The sequence below is a fragment of the Pseudomonas sessilinigenes genome (assembly GCF_003850565.1).
Lineage (GTDB): Bacteria > Pseudomonadota > Gammaproteobacteria > Pseudomonadales > Pseudomonadaceae > Aquipseudomonas > Aquipseudomonas sessilinigenes.
In genome coordinates this window covers 874,998-896,401 of sequence record NZ_CP027706.1, presented here as the reverse complement: position 1 = coordinate 896,401, position 21,404 = coordinate 874,998, and the positions used below count along the sequence as shown (strand labels likewise).

Annotated in this window: 19 protein-coding genes and 1 other RNA gene; 11 read left to right on the top strand and 9 right to left on the bottom strand. The window is 61.4% G+C overall.

Annotation, left to right across the window (positions count from 1 at the left end; genetic code table 11):
* Positions 1 to 9: 9 nt before the first annotated feature.
* The 4 genes from dapB to grpE all read right to left on the bottom strand — a co-directional run bounded on the left by dapB (position 10) and on the right by grpE (position 4,858).
* Positions 10 to 816 (bottom strand): 4-hydroxy-tetrahydrodipicolinate reductase, encoded by an 807-nt coding sequence (gene dapB / locus C4K39_RS04050; RefSeq protein WP_124345714.1) that lies wholly within the window; start codon positions 814 to 816, stop codon positions 10 to 12.
* 10 nt (positions 817 to 826) lie between these two features.
* Positions 827 to 1,951 (bottom strand): molecular chaperone DnaJ, encoded by a 1,125-nt coding sequence (dnaJ, locus tag C4K39_RS04045; protein WP_068577773.1) that lies wholly within the window; start codon positions 1,949 to 1,951, stop codon positions 827 to 829.
* Positions 1,952 to 2,272: 321 nt separating this feature from the next.
* A complete protein-coding gene (dnaK, locus tag C4K39_RS04040; protein ID WP_068577772.1) occupies positions 2,273 to 4,189 on the bottom strand; it encodes a molecular chaperone DnaK in 1,917 nt (638 codons plus the stop codon).
* Positions 4,190 to 4,291: 102 nt separating this feature from the next.
* Entirely contained in the window at positions 4,292 to 4,858 is a 567-nt protein-coding gene (gene grpE, locus C4K39_RS04035; RefSeq protein WP_068577771.1) for a nucleotide exchange factor GrpE, read from the bottom strand.
* Between the two features lie 251 nt (positions 4,859 to 5,109).
* On the opposite strand from grpE, the gene recN reads away from it, so the two are divergent.
* Positions 5,110 to 6,783, top strand: a complete 1,674-nt coding sequence (recN, locus tag C4K39_RS04030; RefSeq protein WP_068577769.1) for a DNA repair protein RecN — start codon at positions 5,110 to 5,112, stop codon at positions 6,781 to 6,783.
* Between the two features lie 98 nt (positions 6,784 to 6,881).
* Here recN and fur read toward each other — a convergent pair whose 3' ends face one another.
* Positions 6,882 to 7,286, bottom strand: a complete 405-nt coding sequence (gene fur, locus C4K39_RS04025) for a ferric iron uptake transcriptional regulator (RefSeq protein WP_011059185.1) — start codon at positions 7,284 to 7,286, stop codon at positions 6,882 to 6,884.
* Between the two features lie 98 nt (positions 7,287 to 7,384).
* Here fur and C4K39_RS04020 point away from each other — a divergent pair, with 98 nt between their 5' ends.
* On the top strand, positions 7,385 to 7,909 hold the full coding sequence (locus C4K39_RS04020; protein WP_068577765.1) for an outer membrane protein assembly factor BamE: 525 nt from the start codon (positions 7,385 to 7,387) through the stop codon (positions 7,907 to 7,909).
* Positions 7,910 to 7,979: 70 nt separating this feature from the next.
* Here C4K39_RS04020 and C4K39_RS04015 read toward each other — a convergent pair whose 3' ends face one another.
* Genes C4K39_RS04015 through C4K39_RS04005 form a run of 3 tightly spaced genes read right to left on the bottom strand, consistent with a single transcriptional unit; the run spans position 7,980 to position 10,126 of the window.
* Positions 7,980 to 8,288, bottom strand: coding sequence for an RnfH family protein (locus C4K39_RS04015; RefSeq protein WP_124345713.1), 309 nt, complete (start codon positions 8,286 to 8,288; stop codon positions 7,980 to 7,982).
* Positions 8,281 to 8,715, bottom strand: coding sequence for a type II toxin-antitoxin system RatA family toxin (locus tag C4K39_RS04010; RefSeq protein ID WP_068577761.1), 435 nt, complete (start codon positions 8,713 to 8,715; stop codon positions 8,281 to 8,283). Before C4K39_RS04010 ends, C4K39_RS04015 begins: the two co-directional genes overlap by 8 nt.
* Before the next feature lie 7 nt (positions 8,716 to 8,722).
* Positions 8,723 to 10,126 carry a sodium-dependent transporter gene (locus C4K39_RS04005; protein WP_068577759.1) on the bottom strand — a complete coding sequence of 468 codons (1,404 nt, stop codon included), beginning with the start codon at positions 10,124 to 10,126 and terminating at the stop codon, positions 8,723 to 8,725.
* Between the two features lie 116 nt (positions 10,127 to 10,242).
* On the opposite strand from C4K39_RS04005, the gene smpB reads away from it, so the two are divergent.
* A complete protein-coding gene (gene smpB, locus C4K39_RS04000; protein WP_022642145.1) occupies positions 10,243 to 10,725 on the top strand; it encodes an SsrA-binding protein SmpB in 483 nt (160 codons plus the stop codon).
* Positions 10,726 to 10,806: 81 nt separating this feature from the next.
* Here smpB and C4K39_RS03995 read toward each other — a convergent pair whose 3' ends face one another.
* The gene (locus C4K39_RS03995) at positions 10,807 to 11,574 is read right to left on the bottom strand and encodes a GntR family transcriptional regulator (protein WP_068577757.1); all 768 of its coding nucleotides are present in this window, start codon (positions 11,572 to 11,574) and stop codon (positions 10,807 to 10,809) included.
* Positions 11,575 to 11,834: 260 nt separating this feature from the next.
* On the opposite strand from C4K39_RS03995, the gene C4K39_RS03990 reads away from it, so the two are divergent.
* The 8 genes from C4K39_RS03990 to C4K39_RS03955 all read left to right on the top strand — a co-directional run bounded on the left by C4K39_RS03990 (position 11,835) and on the right by C4K39_RS03955 (position 21,302).
* Entirely contained in the window at positions 11,835 to 13,529 is a 1,695-nt protein-coding gene (locus tag C4K39_RS03990; protein ID WP_068577755.1) for a lactate permease LctP family transporter, read from the top strand.
* A 136-nt stretch (positions 13,530 to 13,665) separates the two neighbouring features.
* Positions 13,666 to 14,490, top strand: a complete 825-nt coding sequence (locus C4K39_RS03985; RefSeq protein ID WP_124345712.1) for a (Fe-S)-binding protein — start codon at positions 13,666 to 13,668, stop codon at positions 14,488 to 14,490.
* Entirely contained in the window at positions 14,487 to 15,941 is a 1,455-nt protein-coding gene (locus C4K39_RS03980; protein WP_022642142.1) for a LutB/LldF family L-lactate oxidation iron-sulfur protein, read from the top strand. Before C4K39_RS03985 ends, C4K39_RS03980 begins: the two co-directional genes overlap by 4 nt.
* A complete protein-coding gene (locus C4K39_RS03975; protein ID WP_068577748.1) occupies positions 15,941 to 16,612 on the top strand; it encodes a LutC/YkgG family protein in 672 nt (223 codons plus the stop codon). Before C4K39_RS03980 ends, C4K39_RS03975 begins: the two co-directional genes overlap by 1 nt.
* The gene (locus C4K39_RS03970) at positions 16,609 to 19,419 is read left to right on the top strand and encodes an FAD-binding and (Fe-S)-binding domain-containing protein (RefSeq protein WP_124345711.1); all 2,811 of its coding nucleotides are present in this window, start codon (positions 16,609 to 16,611) and stop codon (positions 19,417 to 19,419) included. Before C4K39_RS03975 ends, C4K39_RS03970 begins: the two co-directional genes overlap by 4 nt.
* A 134-nt stretch (positions 19,420 to 19,553) precedes the next feature.
* Positions 19,554 to 19,841, top strand: a complete 288-nt coding sequence (locus C4K39_RS03965; RefSeq protein ID WP_068577741.1) for a PA2433 domain-containing protein — start codon at positions 19,554 to 19,556, stop codon at positions 19,839 to 19,841.
* 87 nt (positions 19,842 to 19,928) lie between these two features.
* Positions 19,929 to 20,322: a transfer-messenger RNA gene (gene ssrA / locus C4K39_RS03960) on the top strand.
* A 410-nt stretch (positions 20,323 to 20,732) separates the two neighbouring features.
* Complete coding sequence (locus C4K39_RS03955; protein WP_068577503.1) at positions 20,733 to 21,302, top strand: hypothetical protein; 570 nt, start codon at positions 20,733 to 20,735, stop codon at positions 21,300 to 21,302.
* Positions 21,303 to 21,404: the final 102 nt, after the last annotated feature.

Here is a 21,404-nt window from a genome sequence, read left to right as displayed (position 1 = left end):
AGAGACATCTCAACGCAGGTCCAAAACGTCCTGCATGTCGTAAAGACCAGGCTCACGACCATCCAGCCACAAGGCTGCGCGAACCGCCCCCTTGGCGAAGGTCATGCGACTGGAGGCCTTGTGGGTAATCTCCAGGCGCTCACCCTCAGTGGCGAACAACACGGTGTGATCACCCACCACATCGCCACCACGGACCGTGGCAAAACCGATGGTTTCACGCTCGCGAGCCCCGGTGTGACCCTCACGACCGTACACCGCGACCTGCTGCAGATCGCGCCCCAGGGCACTGGCGATCACTTCACCCATGCGCAGGGCAGTACCCGACGGCGCATCGATCTTGTGACGGTGATGAGCCTCGATGATCTCGATGTCCGCATCATCGCCCAACACCCGGGCCGCCATATCCAGCAGCTTCAACGACAGGTTCACCCCGACACTGAAGTTGGCCGCGAAGACGATCGGAATATCCTTGCCCGCCTCCACCAGCAACTGCTTTTCCTTGGCCCCCAAACCCGTAGTGCCAATCACCATGGCCTTGCCAGCCTTGCGGCAGAAAGCCAGGTTCTTGAGCATCACTTCAGGCAGGGTGAAGTCGATCAGCACGTCGAACTCATCGACCACCTTCTCCAGGCTGTCGGACATTGGCACGCCAAGGCGCCCCAAGGACGCCAGCTCACCAGCATCCGCCCCCACCAGGGAACTGCCCGGACGCACGATGGCCGCAGTCAGGCCAGAGAGCGGCGAGCGCAACTGCACAGCCTCGACCAGAGTCTTGCCCATGCGCCCAGCGGCGCCCATCACAGCTATACGTCGCATGCATTACTCCTTACAGGTCGCCGAAGAAGCGCTTGACGCCCTCGAACCAGCCTGCGGTCTTGGGCGAATGCGAATTGTCGCCTTCCAGCGACCCACGCAGCTCTTCCAGCAGCTCGCGCTGGCGACGACTGAGGTTAACCGGAGTCTCTACCGCTACACGGCACATCAGGTCGCCCGCGCCACCGCCACGCACCGGCGCAACGCCCTTGCCACGTACCCGGAACTGCTTGCCCGTCTGGGTGCCCTCGGGGATCTTCAACTTGACCCGGCCATCCAGGGTCGGGATTTCCAGCTCACCGCCCAGCGCCGCATCGGCAAAGCTGATCGGCACTTCACAGAACAGATGCTTGCCATCACGCTGGAAGATCGCGTGCTCACGCACATTGATCACCACGTACAGGTCACCAGTCGGGCCACCCTGGGTCCCAGCCTCACCCTCACCCGACAGGCGGATGCGGTCGCCGGTATCGACACCAGCCGGCACTTTCACCGACAAGGTCTTGTACTCTTCGACACGGCCTTCGCCGTGGCACGAATCGCAAGGATCGGAAATGATCTTGCCCTGGCCATGGCAACGCGGGCAGGTCTGCTGCACCGAGAAGAAGCCCTGCTGCATGCGCACCTGACCGATACCACCACAGGTAGGGCAAGTAACTGGAGACGAGCCCTTCTTGGCCCCCGAGCCATCACATGGCTTGCAGTTGACCAGCGTCGGCACACGGATATTGACCGTGGTACCGCGCACCGCCTCTTCCAGGTTCAACTCCAGGGTGTAGCGCAGGTCGCTGCCGCGCTGGGCGCCGCCACGGGAGCCGCCACGACCACCACCGAAGAAGTCGCTGAACACATCACCGAAGATATCGGAGAAATTCTGCCCACCGAAACCGGCACCGCCGCCACCCATGCTCGGATCCACGCCAGCATGACCATACTGGTCGTAGGCAGCGCGCTTGCTGGAATCGGACAGTACTTCGTAGGCCTCGTTGGCCTCTTTGAACAGATCTTCCGACGCTTTGTCGCCGGGATTACGGTCTGGGTGGTGCTTCATCGCCAGGCGACGGTAAGCCTTCTTCAGCTCCGCCTCGCTGGAGCCTCGCTCCACACCCAACACTTCGTAATAGTCACGCTTTGCCATAAGTCTTTGCACTCTTAAGGACGTCCGGCAAACCCCTCCTGAGCTCCGCCAAACTCGCTGAGCCCCAATACAGGCCCGGACCCAACTCACGTCAATTCAACGATCCTGGTCTTGGAAGCCGACCCGATTGCAGGCCGACGATTGCGGTCATCGCAGCCGGAAAGCAGGAGCTTCTCCGAGCCGACCGCCAGCACGCAAACGGAGCTGCATGCCGTTGAAAATTCACTGACTCCAGACACGCCAACGCGGGAGCAAGCTCCCGCGCGGCGACATCCTACCAGTCACCGCCCAAAGGCAGTCAACCGGCCGACCAACAAGACATTACTTGTGATCTTTTACTTCTTCGAACTCGGCATCGACCACGTCGTCGGCTTTTTGAGCGGACTCGGCGTTCGGTGCCGCGCCTTCTGCAGGCTGGGCCTGTTCGGCGTACATCTTCTGGGCAACCGGAGCGGAGACCTTGGACAGCTCTTCGACCTTGGCTTCGATGGCAGCCTTGTCGTCGCCCTTGACGGCGGCTTCCAGGGCAACCACGGCAGCTTCGATAGCAGTCTTCTCTTCAGCGGTCACCTTGTCACCGGCATCAGCCACCATCTTGCGAGTCGAGTGCACCAGCGCATCACCCTGGTTACGGGCAGTGGCCAGCTCTTCGAACTTGCGGTCTTCTTCCGAGTTGGCTTCAGCGTCACGGATCATCTGCTGGATTTCTTCATCCGACAGGCCAGAGTTGGCCTTGATCACGATCGACTGGGTCTTGCCGGTCGCCTTGTCCTTCGCACCTACGTGCAGGATGCCGTTGGCGTCGATGTCGAAGGTCACTTCGATCTGCGGCACGCCACGTGGAGCAGGTGGAATGTCGGCCAGGTCGAACTTGCCCAGCGACTTGTTCTGCGCGGCTTGCTTGCGCTCGCCCTGCAGTACGTGGATGGTCACCGCGCCCTGGTTGTCATCGGCAGTCGAGAACACCTGCGACTTCTTGGTCGGGATGGTGGTGTTTTTCTCGATCAGCGCAGTCATCACGCCACCCATGGTTTCGATACCCAGGGTCAGCGGGCTAACATCCAGCAGCAGTACGTCCTTCACGTCACCGGCCAGTACGGCGCCCTGGATGGCAGCACCCATGGCAACGGCTTCGTCAGGGTTGACGTCCTTGCGAGCTTCCTTGCCGAAGAAATCGGTCACGGCTTTCTGCACCAGCGGCATACGGGTCTGACCGCCGACCAGGATCACGTCGTTGATCGAACCCACGTCGATACCGGCGTCTTTCAGGGCGATACGGCATGGCTCGATGGTGCGCTGAACCAGATCTTCGACCAGCGACTCCAGCTTGGCGCGGGAGATCTTCACGTTCAGGTGCTTAGGACCGGTGGCGTCTGCAGTGATGTACGGCAGGTTAACGTCGGTCTGCTGGCTCGAGGACAGCTCGATCTTGGCCTTCTCGGCAGCTTCCTTCAGGCGCTGCATGGCCAGCGGGTCACCCTTGAGGTTCATGCCGCTTTCTTTCTTGAACTCGTCTACCAGGTAGTCGATCAGGCGGATGTCGAAGTCTTCACCACCCAGGAAGGTGTCACCGTTGGTGGCCAGTACTTCGAACTGGTGCTCGCCGTCGACTTCAGCGATCTCGATCACGGAAACGTCGAAAGTACCACCGCCCAGGTCATAGACGATCACGGTGTGGTCGCCCTTGGCCTTGTCCATGCCGTAGGCCAGAGCGGCTGCGGTTGGTTCGTTGATGATACGTTTAACGTCCAGGCCCGCGATGCGGCCGGCGTCTTTGGTCGCCTGGCGCTGGCTGTCGTTGAAGTAGGCCGGAACGGTGATGACCGCTTCGGTCACGGCCTCGCCGAGGTAGTCTTCGGCGGTCTTCTTCATTTTCTTGAGGATTTCAGCCGAAATCTGTGGCGGAGCCATTTTCTGGCCGTTCACTTCAACCCAGGCGTCGCTGTTGTCAGCCTTGACGATCTTGTAAGGGACCATCTGGATGTCTTTCTGCACAACTTCTTCGTCGAAGCGACGACCGATCAGACGCTTTACCGCGTACAGGGTGTTGTGCGGGTTGGTCACAGCCTGGCGCTTGGCCGACTGACCTACCAGGATCTCGCCATCGTTGGCGTACGCGATGATCGACGGCGTGGTACGCGCGCCTTCGGCGTTTTCGATAACTTTTACGTTGCCGTTTTCAAGAATGGAGACGCACGAGTTGGTGGTCCCCAAGTCGATACCGATAATCTTGCCCATGTTAACTCTCCCGAAACTTTGGATTTGGATGCCGCAGCTGTCTTGGCAAACTGCGGTAGCACTTAAACGCTTGACTGATAAATGGGGGCTCTACAGCCGATTTCAAGCCTTCTCGTCAATCGAAGGCGAAACCGGTGCCGGGGCCTTGCTGACCACGACCATGGCCGGGCGCAGCAGGCGACCATTGAGCTGGTAACCCTTCTGGAACACCTTCAGAACACTGTTGGGCTCGACGTCCGCGCTTTCCTGCATGGCCATGGCCTGATGCTGCTCGGCATTGAAAGGCTCGCCGTGCGGGTCGATCGCTTCCAACTGATAGCGCTTGAGGGTGTCGTGGAACATCTTCAGGGTCAGCTCGATGCCTTCACGCATCGGACGGATGCTCTCGTCATCCGGATTGGACAACTCCAGCCCCCGCTCCAGGCTGTCGATGACCGGCAACAGGTCGCCCGCAAACTTCTCCAGGGCGAACTTGTGAGCCTTTTCCACATCCTGCTCGGCGCGGCGGCGGACGTTCTGCAGATCAGCCGCAACACGCAAAGCCTGGTCCTGCGCAGTAGCCAGTTGCTCTTCGAGCACTTGTACACGTGCCGCCAGATCTTCACCCGACGCCTCGGGGGCCTGGTTGGTGTCAGGGTTTTGCGTATCCAGGGTCTGTTCGTCAGCCATGAAACTCTCCTTTCAATATCGTCTGCGGGCCAAGCCCACTCTTCTGCCCAGCTATATGGGGACGTATTTTCAGGGTTCAAGCCCAAGCCCCGGGTAAAAGTCGCCCGCCCCTGACGAACAGCTCACGCTCACATTCCCGAACGCACTAACCAGCCCTTATCCATCAAGCGAATCGAGCTAAAGGAAGGCATTGTCAGCCCGAAACAAAACACTGTATAAATAACCAGACATCTAGTTTGGGAGCGGCCTTAATGCTGGTGCACCTGTCCGTACACAATTACGCCATCGTCGAACACCTGGACCTCGAGCTGGACCGCGGGATGAGCGTCATCACAGGCGAGACCGGTGCCGGCAAGTCGATCATGCTCGACGCACTCGGCCTGACCCTGGGTGATCGCGCCGACAGCGGTGTGGTACGACCCGGGGCAGACAAGGCCGATATCCTTGCCACCTTCGACCTTGCGGACATCCCCGAGGCCCGCACCTGGCTGGCGGAGCGAGACCTGGACAGCGACGGCCCCTGCATCCTGCGCCGGGTGATCACTGCCGAAGGCCGCTCCCGTGGCTATATCAATGGCACCCCCTGCCCGCTTGGCGATCTCAAGGCACTGGGCGAGCTCCTCATCGACATCCATAGCCAGCATGAGCATCAATCCCTGCTCAAGACCGATACCCACCGCCGCCTCCTGGACGAATACGCCGGCGCCACCGACCTGGCCCGCCAGGTGCAGCTCGCCGCACAGCGCTGGCGCCAGACCCGCCAGGAACTGGAACGGCTATCCAACTCCGGGGACGAACAGCGAGCTCGCCACCAACTGCTCAGCTATCAACTGGAAGAACTGGAAAACCTTGGCCTCGGCGAGAGCGAACTTGAGGACCTGGAGCAGGAACACAAGAACCTGACCAATGCCGAAAGCCTGCTGGGTATCTGCCGACAAGTGGTAGAACAATGCAGCGAGAGTGATTCCGGCAATGTCCTCAACGCCCTGACCGTCAGCCTCAACCGCCTTTCCAGTATCGGTAGTTCTTCAGGTTCCCTCGCGGAGGCCACCAACCTGCTGGCAAGCGCACAGATCCAGGTTGAAGAGGCCGTGGGCGAACTGAACCGTTTCGTCGACAACTTCGATGCCGACCCAGCACGCCTGCAACAGCTGGAGGAGCGCCTCGACGCCATCTACACCCTTGCCCGCAAGCACCGCATCCAGCCTTTCGAGTTAGCCGCGATGCAGCAAACCCTGCTCGAGGAAATAGAGACCCTGGATGCCAACGACGAATCCATCGAGCGCCTGGGCGAAGAGCTGCAGTCCTTCGCTCGCCACTACCACGAAAAGGCCCTGGAACTAAGTCAACTGCGCCAACAGGCCGCAACCGGGCTAGCCAGTGCGGTGGAACTGGAAATCCAGCGCCTGGGCATGCCCGGGGGGCGCTTCACCATTGAACTGCGCCCCAACACCAGCGACGAACTGCTACCCCATGGCCTGGAGCAGGTCGAGCTACTGGTCAGCGCCAACCCCGGACAACCACTCAAGGCCTTGGCCAAGGTAGCCTCGGGTGGCGAGCTGTCACGCATCAGCCTGGCGATCCAGGTCATTACCGCCCAGACATCGCGGGTTCCAACCCTGGTGTTCGACGAAGTTGACGTAGGGATCGGTGGCCCGACCGCCGAGATCGTCGGCCAGCTCTTGCGCCGCCTTGGCGAGCGCGGCCAAGTACTGACCGTTACCCACCTGCCACAAGTGGCAGCCCAAGGACACCAGCACCTGTTCGTACACAAGGTACGTGGCAGCGACGCGACCCACACCGCTGTATCCAAGCTGCACAAGAACGAGAGGGTCGAGGAAATTGCCCGGATGCTGGGAGGCATCGACCTGACCAAGGAATCCCTGGCTCACGCCAGGAAAATGGTGGTAACCACCAAAGCCTGAACCTGGACCTCTCCTATATATAGAAAGCTCCAGAAAACACGAAGGCGACCCTAGGGTCGCCTTCGATCGTTTCACGACCATGAAGGTCGCGTAAGGGCTTACTTCTTCTTGCGCACGTACAGCACAAGATTGTGATCCACCAATTCAAAACCGTGCTTTTCGACAATCGCCTTCTGAAGTTTTTCGATTTCCTCGTCGAAGAACTCGATCACTTCACCAGACTCCACGTTGACCATATGGTCGTGGTGGCCGCCGTCAGCCAGCTCGAATACAGCATGACCGCCATCGAAGTTATGGCGCACCACCAGTCCGGCGGCTTCGAATTGAGTCAGTACACGGTAGACCGTGGCCAACCCGACATCTTCACCAGCCTCCATCAGCGCCTTGTAGACATCTTCAGCGCTCATGTGCCGCTGCTCGGTGGAGTCGAGCATTTGTAGAATTTTGACCCGTGGCAGAGTCACTTTAAGGCCGGCTTTACGTAGTTCGCTATTTTCAACCATGGTCAGCTTTCTCGCCGATGCTGCTTCGCAGCTTCTCTTAATGCGGGTATGATCGGGGTTTACGTTGTCCCAGCCAAGATAGTGGAAGTCGCCCACCGATGCAAAACACCAAGCTCTTGCTAACCAGTTTCACCTTCGTGGGACTGCTCGCACTCGCCGGTTGTTCATTCCCCGGGGTTTACAAAATCGACATCCAGCAGGGCAATGTCGTGACGCAGGACATGATAGACCAGTTGCGCCCTGGAATGACCCGACGGCAAGTACGGTTTATCATGGGCAACCCTCTGCTGACCGACACGTTCCATGCCGATCGCTGGGATTATCTCTATAGCCTGCAACCTGGCGGCGGCGAGCGCCAACAGGAACGCGTCAGCCTGATCTTCAACAATAACGATCAGCTGGTCAGCCTCGCTGGCGATTTCATGCCAGGCGTAAGCCGCGACGAAGCCCTGCTGGGCAAGGAAAGCGGCAACACCGTTACCACCCCCGAAAACGCCGAGAAGCCCAAGGCCGAGAAACCGGTCAAGCCAGGCTCCCTGCTGGATCAGATCCAGAAGGACGTGGACGGTGTCGAGACCGTTCCCGTACCTACACCCGAGCCGCTGGACACCTCGCCGCAGTAAAACTGCAGCTCACAAAAAAGCCCGGATCTACCCGGGCTTTTTTATTGCCTGGCGAAACCGGTCACGGCTCTTAGCGCTTACGCGCCTCGGCAGCCTTGGCCGCCCGCATCCGGCGCACTTCCTTGGGGTCCGCCAGCAGCGGACGATAGACCTCGATCCGATCCCCTGCCTGGAGCACATGCCGTTCAGGGTCGTTGACCTGCCGACCGAAGATCCCGACCGGGCAAGCCATCAGGTCCAAACCGGGAAAATGCTCGCCCAAGGCAGAAGCCAATAATGCCCCTCGCAAGGTCGTACCCTCAGGCACCTGCACCTCGACCAGCAACTGGCGATCGAGCGCGGCATGCACCACTTCGATCCGCATCATCGCCTCAACCATGCAATTGCTTGGCGCGCTGGCAGAATGCATCCACCAGGGTATTCGCCGCCTGATTGAACAGCGGCCCCAGGGTGGCGCGCACCAGCGGCCCAGCGTAGTCGAATGACAGGTCCAGGCTGATCTTGCAGGCCTTCTCGCCCAGCGGCTTGAACACCCACAGACCGTGCAACTGATTGAACGGCCCCTCCTCCAGATTCATCTCGATGGACTGCCCCGGCACCAGAGCATTACGCGTGACGAAATGCTGGCTCAACCCTCCCTTGGCCACCTCCAGGCTGGCGCGCATATGCTCGGAGCTGCTCTCGAGCACCGTGGACGAAGAGCACCAAGGGAGAAACTCCGGATACCGGGCCACATCGTTGACCAGGTCATAAAGAAACTGCGCCGGATAAGGCAAAAGGGCCGAACGTTGAATATGGGTCGTCATGTGAGCTTCATTTCCACAACTGGGCGGCAAACACCACAAGAATGCCGACGGGCGCCACATAGCGCATCAAAAACAAGGCCAGGGCGAACAACAAGGGACTGCGCAGCGACAACTCATCACGCACTGCCTCACGGCCCATCACCCAACCTGCAAATACCACGAAGCACAAACCGCCTAGGGGCAACATGATCCGCGAGGTGAAGAAGTCGATCACGCCGAAGAAGTCCAGGCCGCCGGCCGCCCCCCATTGGTAGAGGTGGAAAGCGCCGCCATCGTTCACGAAAAACTTGGCCTGTTGCCAGATGTTGAAGGAAAACACCGTTCCCAACCCCACGAACCAGCAACTGAACGCCAACCAGAACGTCACCCAGGCGCGGCGGATTTTAGTCTTCTCCACAAGATAAGCCACCATGGGCTCCAGCAGGGAAATGGCTGAACTCCATGCAGCAATGGCCACCAGGATAAAGAACACTACGCCCATGAGCTGGCCGAACGCCACATTTCCAAAGGCGAATGGCAGGCTGATGAACATCAGCCCCGGCCCTTCACTGGGATTCAGTCCCGCGGCGAAGACGATGGGGAACAGCGCCATCCCGGCCAACAACGAGACAAAGGTGTCCAGCAGCGCCACGCCCACCACCGTTCCGGCCAGGGACGAATGCTTGGGCATGTAGGCGCCGTAGATCATGATCGAGCCAACCCCCACACTGAGGGAAAAGAAGGCATGGCCCATGGCAGGCAACAGGCCATCCAGCAGCCGCTCCAGGCTGAAGTCGAACATGAAGTGCAAACCCTGCATGAAGTGCCCGGTGGTCATGCTGTAGCCCAGCAGCACCAGCAGCATCACGAACAGCAGCGGCATCATGATCCGCAGGCTACGCTCGAGCCCGGCGACTACGCCCTTGGCAATCACCAGCGCCGACAGCAGCATGAACAACGTGTGCCAGAGCGTCAGGCGCCAAGGGTCGGCGGTCACGGAAGCGAAGTAGGCCCCTACCTGCTCCGCCGTGACGCCGCTGAAATCCCCACGCCCCATGTCGATGATGTAGTCCAGCGACCAACCACCCACCACGCTATAGAAGGAAAGGATCAACAAGGCCGTGATCATTCCGGCAAAAGCGCCCCAGGACCACTTGGCCGAATGCCCGGCCTCTTGGGCCAGGACTTTCAGCGCATTCGCCGGACTCTGCCGAGCCCGTCGCCCGATCAATGTCTCGGCCAGCATCACCGGCAAGCCGATCAGCGCGATACACGCCAGGAACACCAGGACAAAAGCACCGCCACCATAGACGCCGACCATATAGGGGAATTTCCAGATGCTCCCCAGGCCCACGGCCGAACCAGTTGCAGCGAGTATAAAGACCCAGCGGCTTGCCCAACCGCCATGGACAGAGACCCTGTCTGTCGACATCGTTAACACGCCCAACCGAAAAAAAGAGCGCGCATTGTCCGGGATTCGATCAACCTGCTCAAGCACGCTGCATCACCGTAGCGGGCGGCCGCGCAACTCCCTATAATGCCGCCCCTATGGCTAAACAGAAGAAACACCCAACAGGGACCATCGCGCAGAATAAAAAGGCGCGTCACGATTACTTCATCGAACACAGGTTCGAGGCTGGACTGGTCCTGGCCGGCTGGGAAGTAAAGAGTCTGCGGGCGGGCAAGGCGCAACTGGTGGACAGTTACGTGCTGCTCAAGGATGGCGAGGCCTGGCTGTTCGGCAGCCATTTCACCCCGCTGACCACCGCCAGCACCCACGTCATCGCCGACCCGACGCGCACGCGCAAGCTGCTGCTCAACCAGCGCGAGCTGGAAAAGCTGTTCGCCGCAGTGCAGCAGAAGGGTTATGCCTGCGTCTGCCTTTCGCTCTACTGGAGCAAGCACCTGGTCAAGTGCGAGATCGCACTGGGCAAGGGCAAGAAGGAATATGACAAGCGGCACACCGAGCGCGAGCGCGATTCCGACCGGGAATTGCAGCGCGCCGTGCGGACCAAGGGCAAGGAAGACTGACCGTCCTGCCCTGAAGCCGTCATCGCCGGTACTGCGGTTTCTGCGCCATCGCTGCAGGAACCGCAGTACCGGCGATTTGCATCAGATGCCCTTGCGCCGTTCGGCCCGGGCCACTCGCTGTACTTCCTGACGCACTTCCTCAAGCACCTCCTGCACATAGAGAATGTGCCGGCTGGAGACCTCACGCGCCTCCTCCGCACGCCCCTCGATAATCGCCAGGTACAGGTCACGGTGCTGGCTGATCAGCATCTCGCGGGTTTCCGTGCGCTGCTTGTACATGCCACCGATATTGGTCACCACGTTGCGCTTGAGCAGATCGAACAGCCCGCGAATGGTGTGCAACAGCACCGCGTTATGGCTGGCCTCGGCAATCGCCAGGTGGAACCGCGCATCCGCCGCCCCCTCCTCGCTGCGGCTGTCGTCATTGGCATGGGCATAGCAATCCTGCAGTTCTTCGAAGGCCTGGGTCAGACGCTCGCGATCCACCGGGGTCGCCCGCAACGCCGCGTAATAGGCGCAGGACGCTTCGAGGGTGTGGCGGAACTCCAATAGATCGCGCTGGGCCTCGGGATTGTTTTCCAGAAGATGCAGCAATGGGTCGCTGAAGGTCGAGCCCAGGCCTTCCACCACATAATTGCCGCCGCCCTGGCGGCTGATCAGCAACCCCTTGGCGGTCAGCTTCTGGATCGCTTCACGCAGCGATGGCCGTGAAACCCCAAACTGCTCGGCCAGGGCTCGCTCGGCCGGCAAGCGCTCGCCCGCCTTCAAGGTGCCCTCGAGAATCATCGCTTCCAGGCGCTCGACAATATCGTCGGACAAACGGCGCTGGCGTATCTGGTCAAACCCCATCACTCACTCCCCACCCTCCGACCCATCGTCGGGGGGCTCTATTCTGGCCTATTCAGACCCTGCCCACACCTAGCAGAACACTGCCATTTCCAGCGAACAGATGAGTCGCCCTAACGGCCTGCTACAAAAGTTTTAGGGCGGCAAATTGACACACCGAGCATCGGGCTTTTACCCTAGCCAACAGCGATTGTAAATTGGTCTTACCAATTAACCAAGACGCTAGCAGTGCCTGACCAACAACAATTAGGGGCCACCCCACTATGCAAACCTGGCAACAGCTCTATAGCCCGCTTGGCAGCCTCGGCCTGTCCGCTCTCGCTGCCGTCATCCCGATTGTGTTCTTCTTCCTGGCTCTGGCCGTGTTCCGCCTCAAGGGACATGTCGCCGGGAGCATCACCCTCGCCTTGTCGATCCTGGTGGCGATCTTCGCCTTCCAGATGCCCGCCGACATGGCCTTCGCTGCCGCTGGCTATGGATTTGCCTACGGTCTATGGCCCATCGCCTGGATCATCGTCGCCGCCGTATTCCTCTACAAGCTGACCGTGAAGAGCGGCCAGTTCGAAATCATCCGCAGCTCGGTGCTGTCGATCACCGACGACCAGCGCCTGCAGGTACTGCTGATCGGCTTCTGCTTCGGCGCCTTCCTCGAAGGTGCGGCAGGCTTCGGCGCTCCCGTGGCGATCACCGCCGCCCTGCTGGTGGGCCTGGGCTTCAACCCGCTGTACGCCGCGGGCCTGTGCCTGATCGCCAACACCGCGCCAGTGGCCTTCGGCGCCCTGGGCATCCCGATCATCGTCGCCGGCCAGGTGACCGGTATCGACGCCTTCAAGATCGGCGCCATGACCGGCCGCCAACTGCCCCTGCTGTCGCTGTTCGTGCCGTTCTGGCTGGTGTTCATGATGGACGGCCTGCGCGGTGTCAGGGAGACCTGGCCAGCGGCACTGGTGGCCGGCCTGAGCTTCGCCGTGACCCAATACTTCACTTCGAACTTCATCGGCCCGGAGCTGCCGGACATCACCTCGGCCCTGGCCAGCCTGATCGCCCTGACGCTGTTCCTGAAGATCTGGCAGCCCAAGCGCAGCGCCGGTGCACGCATTCCCGGAGTCAGCGCCGACATCGCCATCACCGCCAGCGCCGGCGGCTTCGGCCAGCCACGCAGGACCCTGGCCTCGCCCTACAGCCTGGGCCAGATCTTCAAGGCCTGGTCGCCCTTCCTGATCCTCACCGTGCTGGTCACCCTCTGGACCCTCAAGCCGTTCAAGGCGATGTTCGCCGCCGGCGGCGCGATGTACGCCTGGGTGTTCAACTTCGCCATCCCGCACCTGGATCAGCTGGTGATCAAGGTGGCGCCGATCGTCACCACGCCCACAGCCATTCCTGCGGTGTTCAAGTTCGACCCGATCTCGGCCACTGGCACCGCGATCTTCTTCTCGGCACTGCTGTCCATGCTGGTACTGAAGATCGACTTTAAAACTGGTCTGACCACTTTAAAGGAAACCTTCTACGAGCTGCGCTGGCCGATCCTGTCCATCGGCATGGTGCTGGCCTTCGCCTTCGTCACCAACTATTCGGGCATGTCTTCGACCATGGCCCTGGTCCTGGCGGCCACCGGCGCGGCCTTCCCGTTCTTCTCGCCGTTCCTGGGCTGGCTGGGGGTGTTCCTCACCGGTTCCGATACTTCGTCCAACGCCCTGTTCAGTTCGCTGCAGGCCACCACCGCGCATCAACTGGGGGTCAACGACACCCTGCTGGTGGCGGCCAACACCAGCGGTGGCGTGACCGGCAAGATGATCTCGCCGCAGTCGATCGCCGTGGCCTGCGCCGCCACCGGCCTGGTGGGCAAGGAGTCCGATCTGTTCCGCTTCACCCTCAAGCACAGCCTGTTCTTTGCCACTATCGTCGGTCTGATCACCCTGGCCCAGGCCTACTGGTTCACCGGCATGCTGGTGCACTAGACAATACTGATGGCGCCGCAAGGAGTCGCGGCGCCAGTCATTCACCACCCGGTCTGCAAGGCTGCTGAAAGCTTGCTGGTTTATCTTTCAGCCGCCGCGACAGACGAATAACCGGGACCACCCGGAGACACGCCTGATGAGCGAGCTTTTCTACAACGCCGTGCCCAATGCGACCCGTGTCGCGCCACCTTTGGCCGAGCCCCGGCAGTACCCTGGCGCCAAGCCCGCGCGGGTCTACCTGTTCGGCACTTGCGTGGTCGATCTGTTCTATCCCGAAGCCGGGATGGATGCGATCCACCTGCTGGAGCGCGAAGGCATTCGCGTGGAATACCCACAGGGGCAAAGCTGCTGCGGACAACCGGCCTACACCAGCGGTTACACCGAGCAGGCGCGCACCGTGGCCCGCGCACAACTGGCGCTGTTCGCCGGGGACTATCCGGTGGTAGTGCCCTCGGGCTCCTGCGCCGGGATGATTCGCGAGCACTACGCGGACTTGTTCAAGGACGAGCCCGAGACCCTGGCACAGGTGCAGGCCCTGGCCGCACGCACCTACGAGCTGGCCGAGTTCCTCCTGCATGTGTGCAAGGTGCAACTCAAGGACAGCGGTAAGCCGATCAAGGTGGCCTTGCACACTTCCTGCTCGGCGCGCCGGGAAATGAACACCCACCTGCACGGGCGTGAGCTGCTGTCACAACTGAGCAACGTGGAACGGGTAGAACACAGCCACGAAAGCGAATGCTGTGGCTTTGGCGGGACTTTCAGCGTCCGAATGCCGGATATCTCTGGCGCCATGGTCGCGGACAAGACCCGCGCACTGAAGGACTCCGGCGCGCACCAGGTGGTCAGTGCCGACTGCGGCTGCTTGATGAACATCAACGGCGCCCTGGAGAAACAAAGAGAGGCATTGCGCGGCCAGCACCTGGCGAGCTTCCTCTGGCAGCGTACCGGAGGTGCCCAATGAGCACTCCCGAGCTGATTCCGACCACGACGGTGGCGGACGATTTTCGCACCCGGGCCCACCAGGCCCTGGGCGACCAGCAACTGCGCAACAACTTTCGCAGCGCCATGGATTCACTCATGGCCAAGCGTGCGGCCTCGTTCAGCGATGCCTTTGAGCGCGAACACCTGCGCGCCCTGGGCAATGCGATTCGCGCCCGGGCGTTGTCCAAGCTGCCCGACCTGCTCGAGCGCCTGGAACAGAACCTGACCCGCAACGGTGTGACTGTGCACTGGGCGGAAACGGTGGACGAGGCCAATGGCATCGTTCTTTCGATCATCCGTGCTCACGAGGCACGGCAAGTGATCAAGGGCAAATCGATGGTCAGCGAGGAAATGGAAATGAACCATGTCCTCGCTGAACAAGGCATTGAATGCCTTGAGTCGGACATGGGCGAGTTCATCGTCCAGCTCGACCACGAGAAGCCTTCACACATCATTATGCCGGCGATCCACAAGAATGCCGGTCAGGTCGCGTCCTTGTTCCACGACAAACTTGGCGTGGAGTACACCAAGGACGTCGACCAACTCATCCAGATCGGTCGCAGGGTCCTGCGGCAGAAATTCTTCGAAGCCGACATCGGCGTCTCGGGCGTCAACTTCGCCGTGGCCGAGACCGGCACCCTGCTGCTGGTGGAAAACGAAGGCAACGGCCGCATGTCCACCACCGTGCCTCCGGTGCACATCGCTGTCACCGGGATCGAGAAAGTGGTCGAGAACCTGCGCGACGTAGTGCCGTTGTTGTCGCTGCTGACCCGCTCGGCCCTGGGCCAGCCGATCACCACCTACGTCAACATGATCTCCGGCCCGCGCAAAGAGCATGAGCTCGACGGCCCCCGGGAAGTGCACCTGGTGCTGCTGGACAACGGCCGCAGCCAGGCGTTTGCCGACAGCGAACTGCGCCAGACCCTGAACTGCATCCGCTGCGGCGCCTGCATGAACCACTGCCCGGTGTACACGAGGGTCGGCGGCCACACCTATGGCGAGGTCTACCCGGGGCCGATCGGCAAGATCATCACCCCGCACATGGTGGGCCTGGCCAAGGTCCCGGATCACCCCAGCGCTTCGTCGCTGTGCGGTGCCTGCGGCGAAGTCTGCCCGGTGAAGATCCCAATCCCGGCGTTGCTGCGGCGCCTGCGCGAAGAGAACGTCAAGGCCCCGGACAGCCCGCACCCGGTGATGCGTGGCCAGGGCAGCAAGTTCTCGCGCAAGGAGCGTTTCATCTGGAACGCCTGGGCGCGGCTGAACAGCTCGCCCACCCTGTATCGCCTGTTCACCCTGGCGGCCACCCGGTTGCGGGCGCTGGCCCCGAGCAACGTCGGCCCCTGGACCCAGAACCACAGTGCGCCAAAACCCGCCGCCCGGTCGCTGCACGACCTGGCCCGCGAGCACCTGGCCAAGCAGGAAGATCGCTGATGAGCGCCAAGCACAACATCCTCGCCAAGCTGCGTAACAGCCTGAGCGGCACCACGCCTATTGTGGATAACTTCGACGAGGCGCTGGTCACCGAGCCCTATACCTACACCGCCGAGCAACGCATCCCGCAGTTGCGCAAACAGATGGAAGCGGTGCACACCGAGATCCACCTGAGCCGCGCGGCCGAGTGGCCCGAATTGCTCGCCCGCCTGCTCAAGGAGCGCCAACTGCCCAGCCTGCTGATCGCCCCGGGTACCGCCCATGGCCAGCAGGTGCAGCAGCACTGGGCGGCGCATCCCGAGCTGCCCGAACTCAAGGCCTACGATCGGCCGGTGGAAGAATGGAAGGCCGAGCTGTTCAACGACACCCCGGCCAGCCTCACCGGCACCCTGGGCGCCATCGCCGCCACCGGCAGCCTGATCCTCTGGCCGACCCGCGAGGAACCGCGACTGATGAGCCTGGTACCACCGGTGCATTTCGCCCTGCTCAAGGCCAGCGAGATCCGCGACAACTTCTACCAGGTGCAGCAACAGATGAACTGGGCTTGCGGCATGCCGACCAATGCGCTGCTGGTTTCCGGCCCGTCGAAAACCGCTGATATCGAGCAAGTCCTGGCTTACGGCGCCCACGGCCCGAAAGACCTGGTGGTGCTGATCCTGGAGGACCAATGAGCCTGCCGGCCGCTTTTCTGCGTGATGCCCAGCGCCTGATTCCCCAGGAACGGCGCTTCGACGACCCGCTCTCGACCCTGGCCTTCGGCACCGACGCCAGCTTCTACCGGCTGATCCCCAAGCTGGTGATCCGCGTCGAATCCGAGGACGAAGTGGTCGCCCTGCTGCAACTGGCCCAGCGCGACCGGGTACCGGTGACCTTCCGCGCCGCCGGCACCAGCCTTTCCGGGCAGGCCATCAGCGATTCGGTGCTGATTGTCCTCGGGGATAACTGGAACGCCCGGGAGATCCGCGACCAGGGCGCGCAGATCCGCCTGCAACCCGGGGTCATCGGTGCCCAGGCCAACGCCTGGCTGGCGCCGTTCGGACGCAAGATCGGCCCCGACCCGGCCTCGATCAACGCCTGCAAGATCGGCGGCATCGTCGCCAACAACGCCAGCGGCATGTGCTGCGGCACCGCCCAGAACAGCTATCACACCCTGGCCGGCATCCGCGTGGTCCTGGCCGATGGCACCCGCCTGGACACCGAGGACGCCGCCAGCGTCGCCGCCTTTCGCCACAGCCACGCTGCGCTGCTGCAACGCCTGGCGGAACTGGGCCGTGCCACCCGCGCCAACAGCGAGTTGGCCAGCCGCATCCGCCACAAGTATCGGCTGAAGAACACCACCGGCCTGTCGCTCAATGCCCTGGTGGACTTCGACGAGCCGCTGGAGATCCTCAGCCACCTGCTGGTGGGCTCCGAGGGCACCCTGGGGTTCATCAGCGCGGTGACCTACGACACCGTGGTCGACCATCCGCACAAGGCCTCGGCCCTGATCGTCTTCCCCGATGTGGAGACCTGCTGCAACGCGGTGACCGTGCTCAAGAGCCAGCCGGTGTCGGCGGTGGAGCTGCTGGACCGCCGCAGCCTGCGCTCGGTGCAGGACAAGCCCGGCATGCCGGCCTTCGTCCAGCAGCTTTCGGCCAATGCCTGCGCGCTGCTGATCGAGTCCCGCGCCGCGTCCTCGTCACTGCTGCATGAGCAACTGGCGCAGATCATGGATTCCCTGGCCGCCTTCGCGGTGGAAAAACAGGTGGATTTCAGCGAGGACCCGCAGGAAAACGCCAAGCTCTGGGCGATCCGCAAGGACACCTTCCCGGCCGTCGGCGCAGTGCGCAAGACCGGCACCACAGTGATCATCGAGGACGTAACCTTCCCCGTCGAACAGCTGGCCATCGGCGTCAATCGCCTGATCGAGCTGTTCGACAAGCACCGCTACGACGAGGCGATCCTGTTCGGCCATGCCCTGGAAGGCAACCTGCATTTCGTCTTCACCCAGGGCTTTAACAGCACCGAGGAGGTGGAGCGCTACCAGGCCTTCATGGACGACGTGGCGCAACTGGTGGCCGTGGAGTTCGGTGGTTCGCTCAAGGCCGAGCACGGCACCGGGCGCAACATGGCGCCCTTCGTCGAGCTGGAGTGGGGCAGCGATGCCTACCAGCTGATGTGGCAGCTCAAGCGCCTGCTGGACCCCAACGGTATTCTCAACCCCGACGTGGTGCTCAGCGAAGATCCGCAGATCCACCTCAAGCACCTCAAGCCGCTACCGGCGGCCGACGAGATTGTGGACAAGTGCATCGAGTGCGGCTTCTGCGAGCCGGTGTGCCCGTCCAAAGGGCTGACCCTGAGCCCACGCCAGCGCATCGTCATCTGGCGTGATATCCAGGCCCGCAAGCGTGCCGGCATCGATACCAGGGAGCTGGAGGCGGCCTACCAGTACCAGGGCGTCGACACCTGCGCCGCCACCGGCCTGTGCGCCCAGCGTTGCCCGGTGGGCATCAACACCGGCGAGCTGGTGAAGAAACTGCGCAGCGAGCACGCCACTCATAACGGCACCGCCGACTGGCTCAGCACCCACTTCGCCAGCACCTTGCAAGGCGCTCGCTTTACGTTGCATGTGGCCAATGGCGCACGCCTGCTGCTGGGGGCACCGCGCCTGGGCAAGCTGTCGGCGGGCCTGACCCGGCTGTCCAAAGGGCGGGTGCCGCAATGGACCAACGCCATACCACAACCGGAGAAAGCCATTCGCTTCAGCCCGGCCGCGCAGGACTCACGCCCAAAGGTGGTGTACCTGGCGGCCTGCGTGTCGCGGGTGATGGGGCCGGCGGCGGGCGACAAGGAGCAAGGTTCGCTGTACGAGAAGACCCGCGGCCTGCTGGAGAAAGCCGGCTACCAAGTGGTGCTGCCGGACAACCTGGACAACCTCTGCTGTGGCCAGCCGTTCGCCTCCAAGGGGTATGCGACCCAGGCCGAGGACAAGCGCCAGGAACTGATCGGCGCCCTGCTCCACGCCAGCCGTGGCGGCCTCGACCCCATCTACTGCGATACCAGCCCCTGCACCCTGCGCCTGGTGCAGGACCTGGGCGACGTGCGCCTGGACCTCTATGACCCGGTGCGCTTCATCCGCACCCACCTGCTGGATCGCCTGGAGTTCACGCCCCAGGAAGCGCCAATCGCCGTGCACGTCACCTGCAGCACCCAGCACCTGGGGGAAAGCCAGGCGCTGATCGAACTGGCCCGGCGTTGCAGCAACAACGTGGTGATCCCCGAAGGCATCCACTGCTGCGGTTTCGCCGGCGACAAGGGCTTCACCACTCCGGAGCTCAATGCCCACTCGCTGCGCAGCCTCAAGGACGCGGTGCAGTACTGCAGCGAAGGCATCTCCACCAGCCGCACCTGTGAAATCGGCCTCAGCCAGCATGGCGGGATCGACTACCACGGGCTGGTCTACCTGGTGGACCGGGTCACCCGCGCCAAGTCCGCTTGAGGCCAAGGGTGCCCGGCAACGGGCGCCCGCGCCGGCCTTTTCGCACAAAAAGAGAACCCCGGCCCACGGGCGCAGTCCATTCTCCAGGCCCACGATAAAAGTGGGCCTCCCCCCTGTGATCCAAGGAGACGACCATGAAGCGCTCTGCACTGGCTGGACTGTTCATCACTGCTGCAATGTTGGCCTCACCGGCGTTCGCCGCCGGGCAAGAAGACCTGTGCCAGATCAACCTGCAAAAGATTCGCGACGCCAAGGTCAGCACCGAAGCCATGAGCTCGGACCTTAGCAGCGACATCGACTCCAAGGTCCAGCAAGCCACCGCCGAACAGGCCAAGGGCACCGAGCAGGGCACCAAGAACTGCATCTCCCTGACCACCCAGGCGATCCAGATGTTGCAGAACAACACCAAGGGCGATCAGTAGACCACCACCAAGGCCAACCTTCGGGTTGGCCTTCTGGCGACGATTAGCGTAGAATCCGCCAACCTGTTGTCGATGCATGACAGGCTCGGGGCCGTTTTGGATTCGACGCCGGTTGCGAAACTTTAGGTGCATGCCGAGTTGGTAACAGAACTCGTAAATCCACTGTTGCAACTTCCTATAGTTGCCAATGACGAAACCTACGGGGATTACGCTCTCGCTGCGTAAGCGGCGCTAGCCCTTCCCCCCTGGTACCTTCGGGTCCAGCAATCATCAGGGGATGTCTGTAAACCCAAAATGATTGTCATATAGAACAGAATCGCCGTGCAGTACGTTGTGGACGAAGCGGCTAAAACTTACACAACTCGCCCAAAGCACCCTGCCCGTCGGGTCGCTGAGGGTTAACTCAATAGACACGGCTAAGCATGTAGGACCGACAGCGGAGTACTGGCGGACGGGGGTTCAAATCCCCCCGGCTCCACCAAACAAGCGATACAAAAAGGCACTTGGCGAATCTCGCAAGTGCCTTTTTTGTGCCTGGAATTACCCCAGCAGCCCCCAGTACCACTCAACGGCTTGCCCATCGCCCCTCTAAGCCGCTACCGAACCTAAAAAAAAGCTCAAGCTACCCCCGACAACGAACCACCCTCCGACGACCTAGGCCACAGATGCTGGAGTGAGGATGACGATTAGCGGACGGGAACCGCATCGACGCAGGTCGTCACCTGGAACCTGGGCAAGCGTATTGACAACCGAGGCGCAGAAGCACTTTAATCCGTGCCGACCGCGCTGATCCCGAAAGGACAGCGCCGTAATTGACCATTACCAAGATTGCGCTGATCCCGAAAAGACAGCGTCGTAATTGACCATTACTAAATAAACAGGTGCCCTCCTATGCGCTTAAGCTCCCGCGTCGACCTTCCGCAGTACTCTGAATTCTTCCGCACCGAATATGACGAGCAACACAATGTTGGTGCGCTCGAAGCACATTACTCGATTATCTCCGCCCCCCTGCTTGCAAAGCCCGATAGCCCAATAGAACTGCAGCGCCTGGCTGTGATTTGGGACCAAGATCACGATGAACGTGTTATTGCCTTGCTGGAAGCCGCCTATTTCCAAGGGCTGCTCGCGCCCAGCATTTTTTGCATTGCTGAGCACAAAGGGCATGTAGCGGTCATTACCAACCCTGATTTGGGCGAATCAGAAAGACAACGCCAGAGCCGTTTTTGGCAGCGCATCAGTGATGCAGTGATCGTTGAAGATAAATTTGTCGTCACCGTCATGCTTGAGGAAGAGTACATCCTCGAGTTGAGCCCGCGTTTGCGCTCAACCTTCAAGACCTACTTTGAGCACATTGATAATGCCTGGACCCTGGGTCCCAATGCCTACCAGCCCCGGCCAGCAGCGAATCGGCGAGAAAACCTCCTGTCCAGTGGCCCGCGCCTTAAAAAACGCTCCTGGTAACCAGCCTGGGAAATAACCTTCCGCAACCCTTCCAGGCTGCTTCCAGCAAACAAAAAAGACGTCCTTGGACGTCTTTTTTTATGCCCGGAATCCGGCAAATCA

Excerpts from the sequence above, each read along its gene's own strand:
- dapB (WP_124345714.1), bottom strand. The coding sequence starts at position 816 with ATGCGACGTATAGCTGTGATGGGCGCCGCTGGGCGCATGGGCAAGACT.
- dnaJ (WP_068577773.1), bottom strand. The coding sequence starts at position 1,951 with ATGGCAAAGCGTGACTATTACGAAGTGTTGGGTGTGGAGCGAGGCTCC.
- dnaK (WP_068577772.1), bottom strand. The coding sequence starts at position 4,189 with ATGGGCAAGATTATCGGTATCGACTTGGGGACCACCAACTCGTGCGTC.
- grpE (WP_068577771.1), bottom strand. The coding sequence starts at position 4,858 with ATGGCTGACGAACAGACCCTGGATACGCAAAACCCTGACACCAACCAG.
- recN (WP_068577769.1), top strand. The coding sequence starts at position 5,110 with ATGCTGGTGCACCTGTCCGTACACAATTACGCCATCGTCGAACACCTG.
- fur (WP_011059185.1), bottom strand. The coding sequence starts at position 7,286 with ATGGTTGAAAATAGCGAACTACGTAAAGCCGGCCTTAAAGTGACTCTG.
- C4K39_RS04020 (WP_068577765.1), top strand. The coding sequence starts at position 7,385 with ATGCAAAACACCAAGCTCTTGCTAACCAGTTTCACCTTCGTGGGACTG.
- C4K39_RS04015 (WP_124345713.1), bottom strand. The coding sequence starts at position 8,288 with ATGGTTGAGGCGATGATGCGGATCGAAGTGGTGCATGCCGCGCTCGAT.
- C4K39_RS04010 (WP_068577761.1), bottom strand. The coding sequence starts at position 8,715 with ATGACGACCCATATTCAACGTTCGGCCCTTTTGCCTTATCCGGCGCAG.
- C4K39_RS04005 (WP_068577759.1), bottom strand. The coding sequence starts at position 10,126 with ATGTCGACAGACAGGGTCTCTGTCCATGGCGGTTGGGCAAGCCGCTGG.
- smpB (WP_022642145.1), top strand. The coding sequence starts at position 10,243 with ATGGCTAAACAGAAGAAACACCCAACAGGGACCATCGCGCAGAATAAA.
- C4K39_RS03995 (WP_068577757.1), bottom strand. The coding sequence starts at position 11,574 with ATGGGGTTTGACCAGATACGCCAGCGCCGTTTGTCCGACGATATTGTC.
- C4K39_RS03990 (WP_068577755.1), top strand. The coding sequence starts at position 11,835 with ATGCAAACCTGGCAACAGCTCTATAGCCCGCTTGGCAGCCTCGGCCTG.
- C4K39_RS03985 (WP_124345712.1), top strand. The coding sequence starts at position 13,666 with ATGAGCGAGCTTTTCTACAACGCCGTGCCCAATGCGACCCGTGTCGCG.
- C4K39_RS03980 (WP_022642142.1), top strand. The coding sequence starts at position 14,487 with ATGAGCACTCCCGAGCTGATTCCGACCACGACGGTGGCGGACGATTTT.
- C4K39_RS03975 (WP_068577748.1), top strand. The coding sequence starts at position 15,941 with ATGAGCGCCAAGCACAACATCCTCGCCAAGCTGCGTAACAGCCTGAGC.
- C4K39_RS03970 (WP_124345711.1), top strand. The coding sequence starts at position 16,609 with ATGAGCCTGCCGGCCGCTTTTCTGCGTGATGCCCAGCGCCTGATTCCC.
- C4K39_RS03965 (WP_068577741.1), top strand. The coding sequence starts at position 19,554 with ATGAAGCGCTCTGCACTGGCTGGACTGTTCATCACTGCTGCAATGTTG.
- C4K39_RS03955 (WP_068577503.1), top strand. The coding sequence starts at position 20,733 with ATGCGCTTAAGCTCCCGCGTCGACCTTCCGCAGTACTCTGAATTCTTC.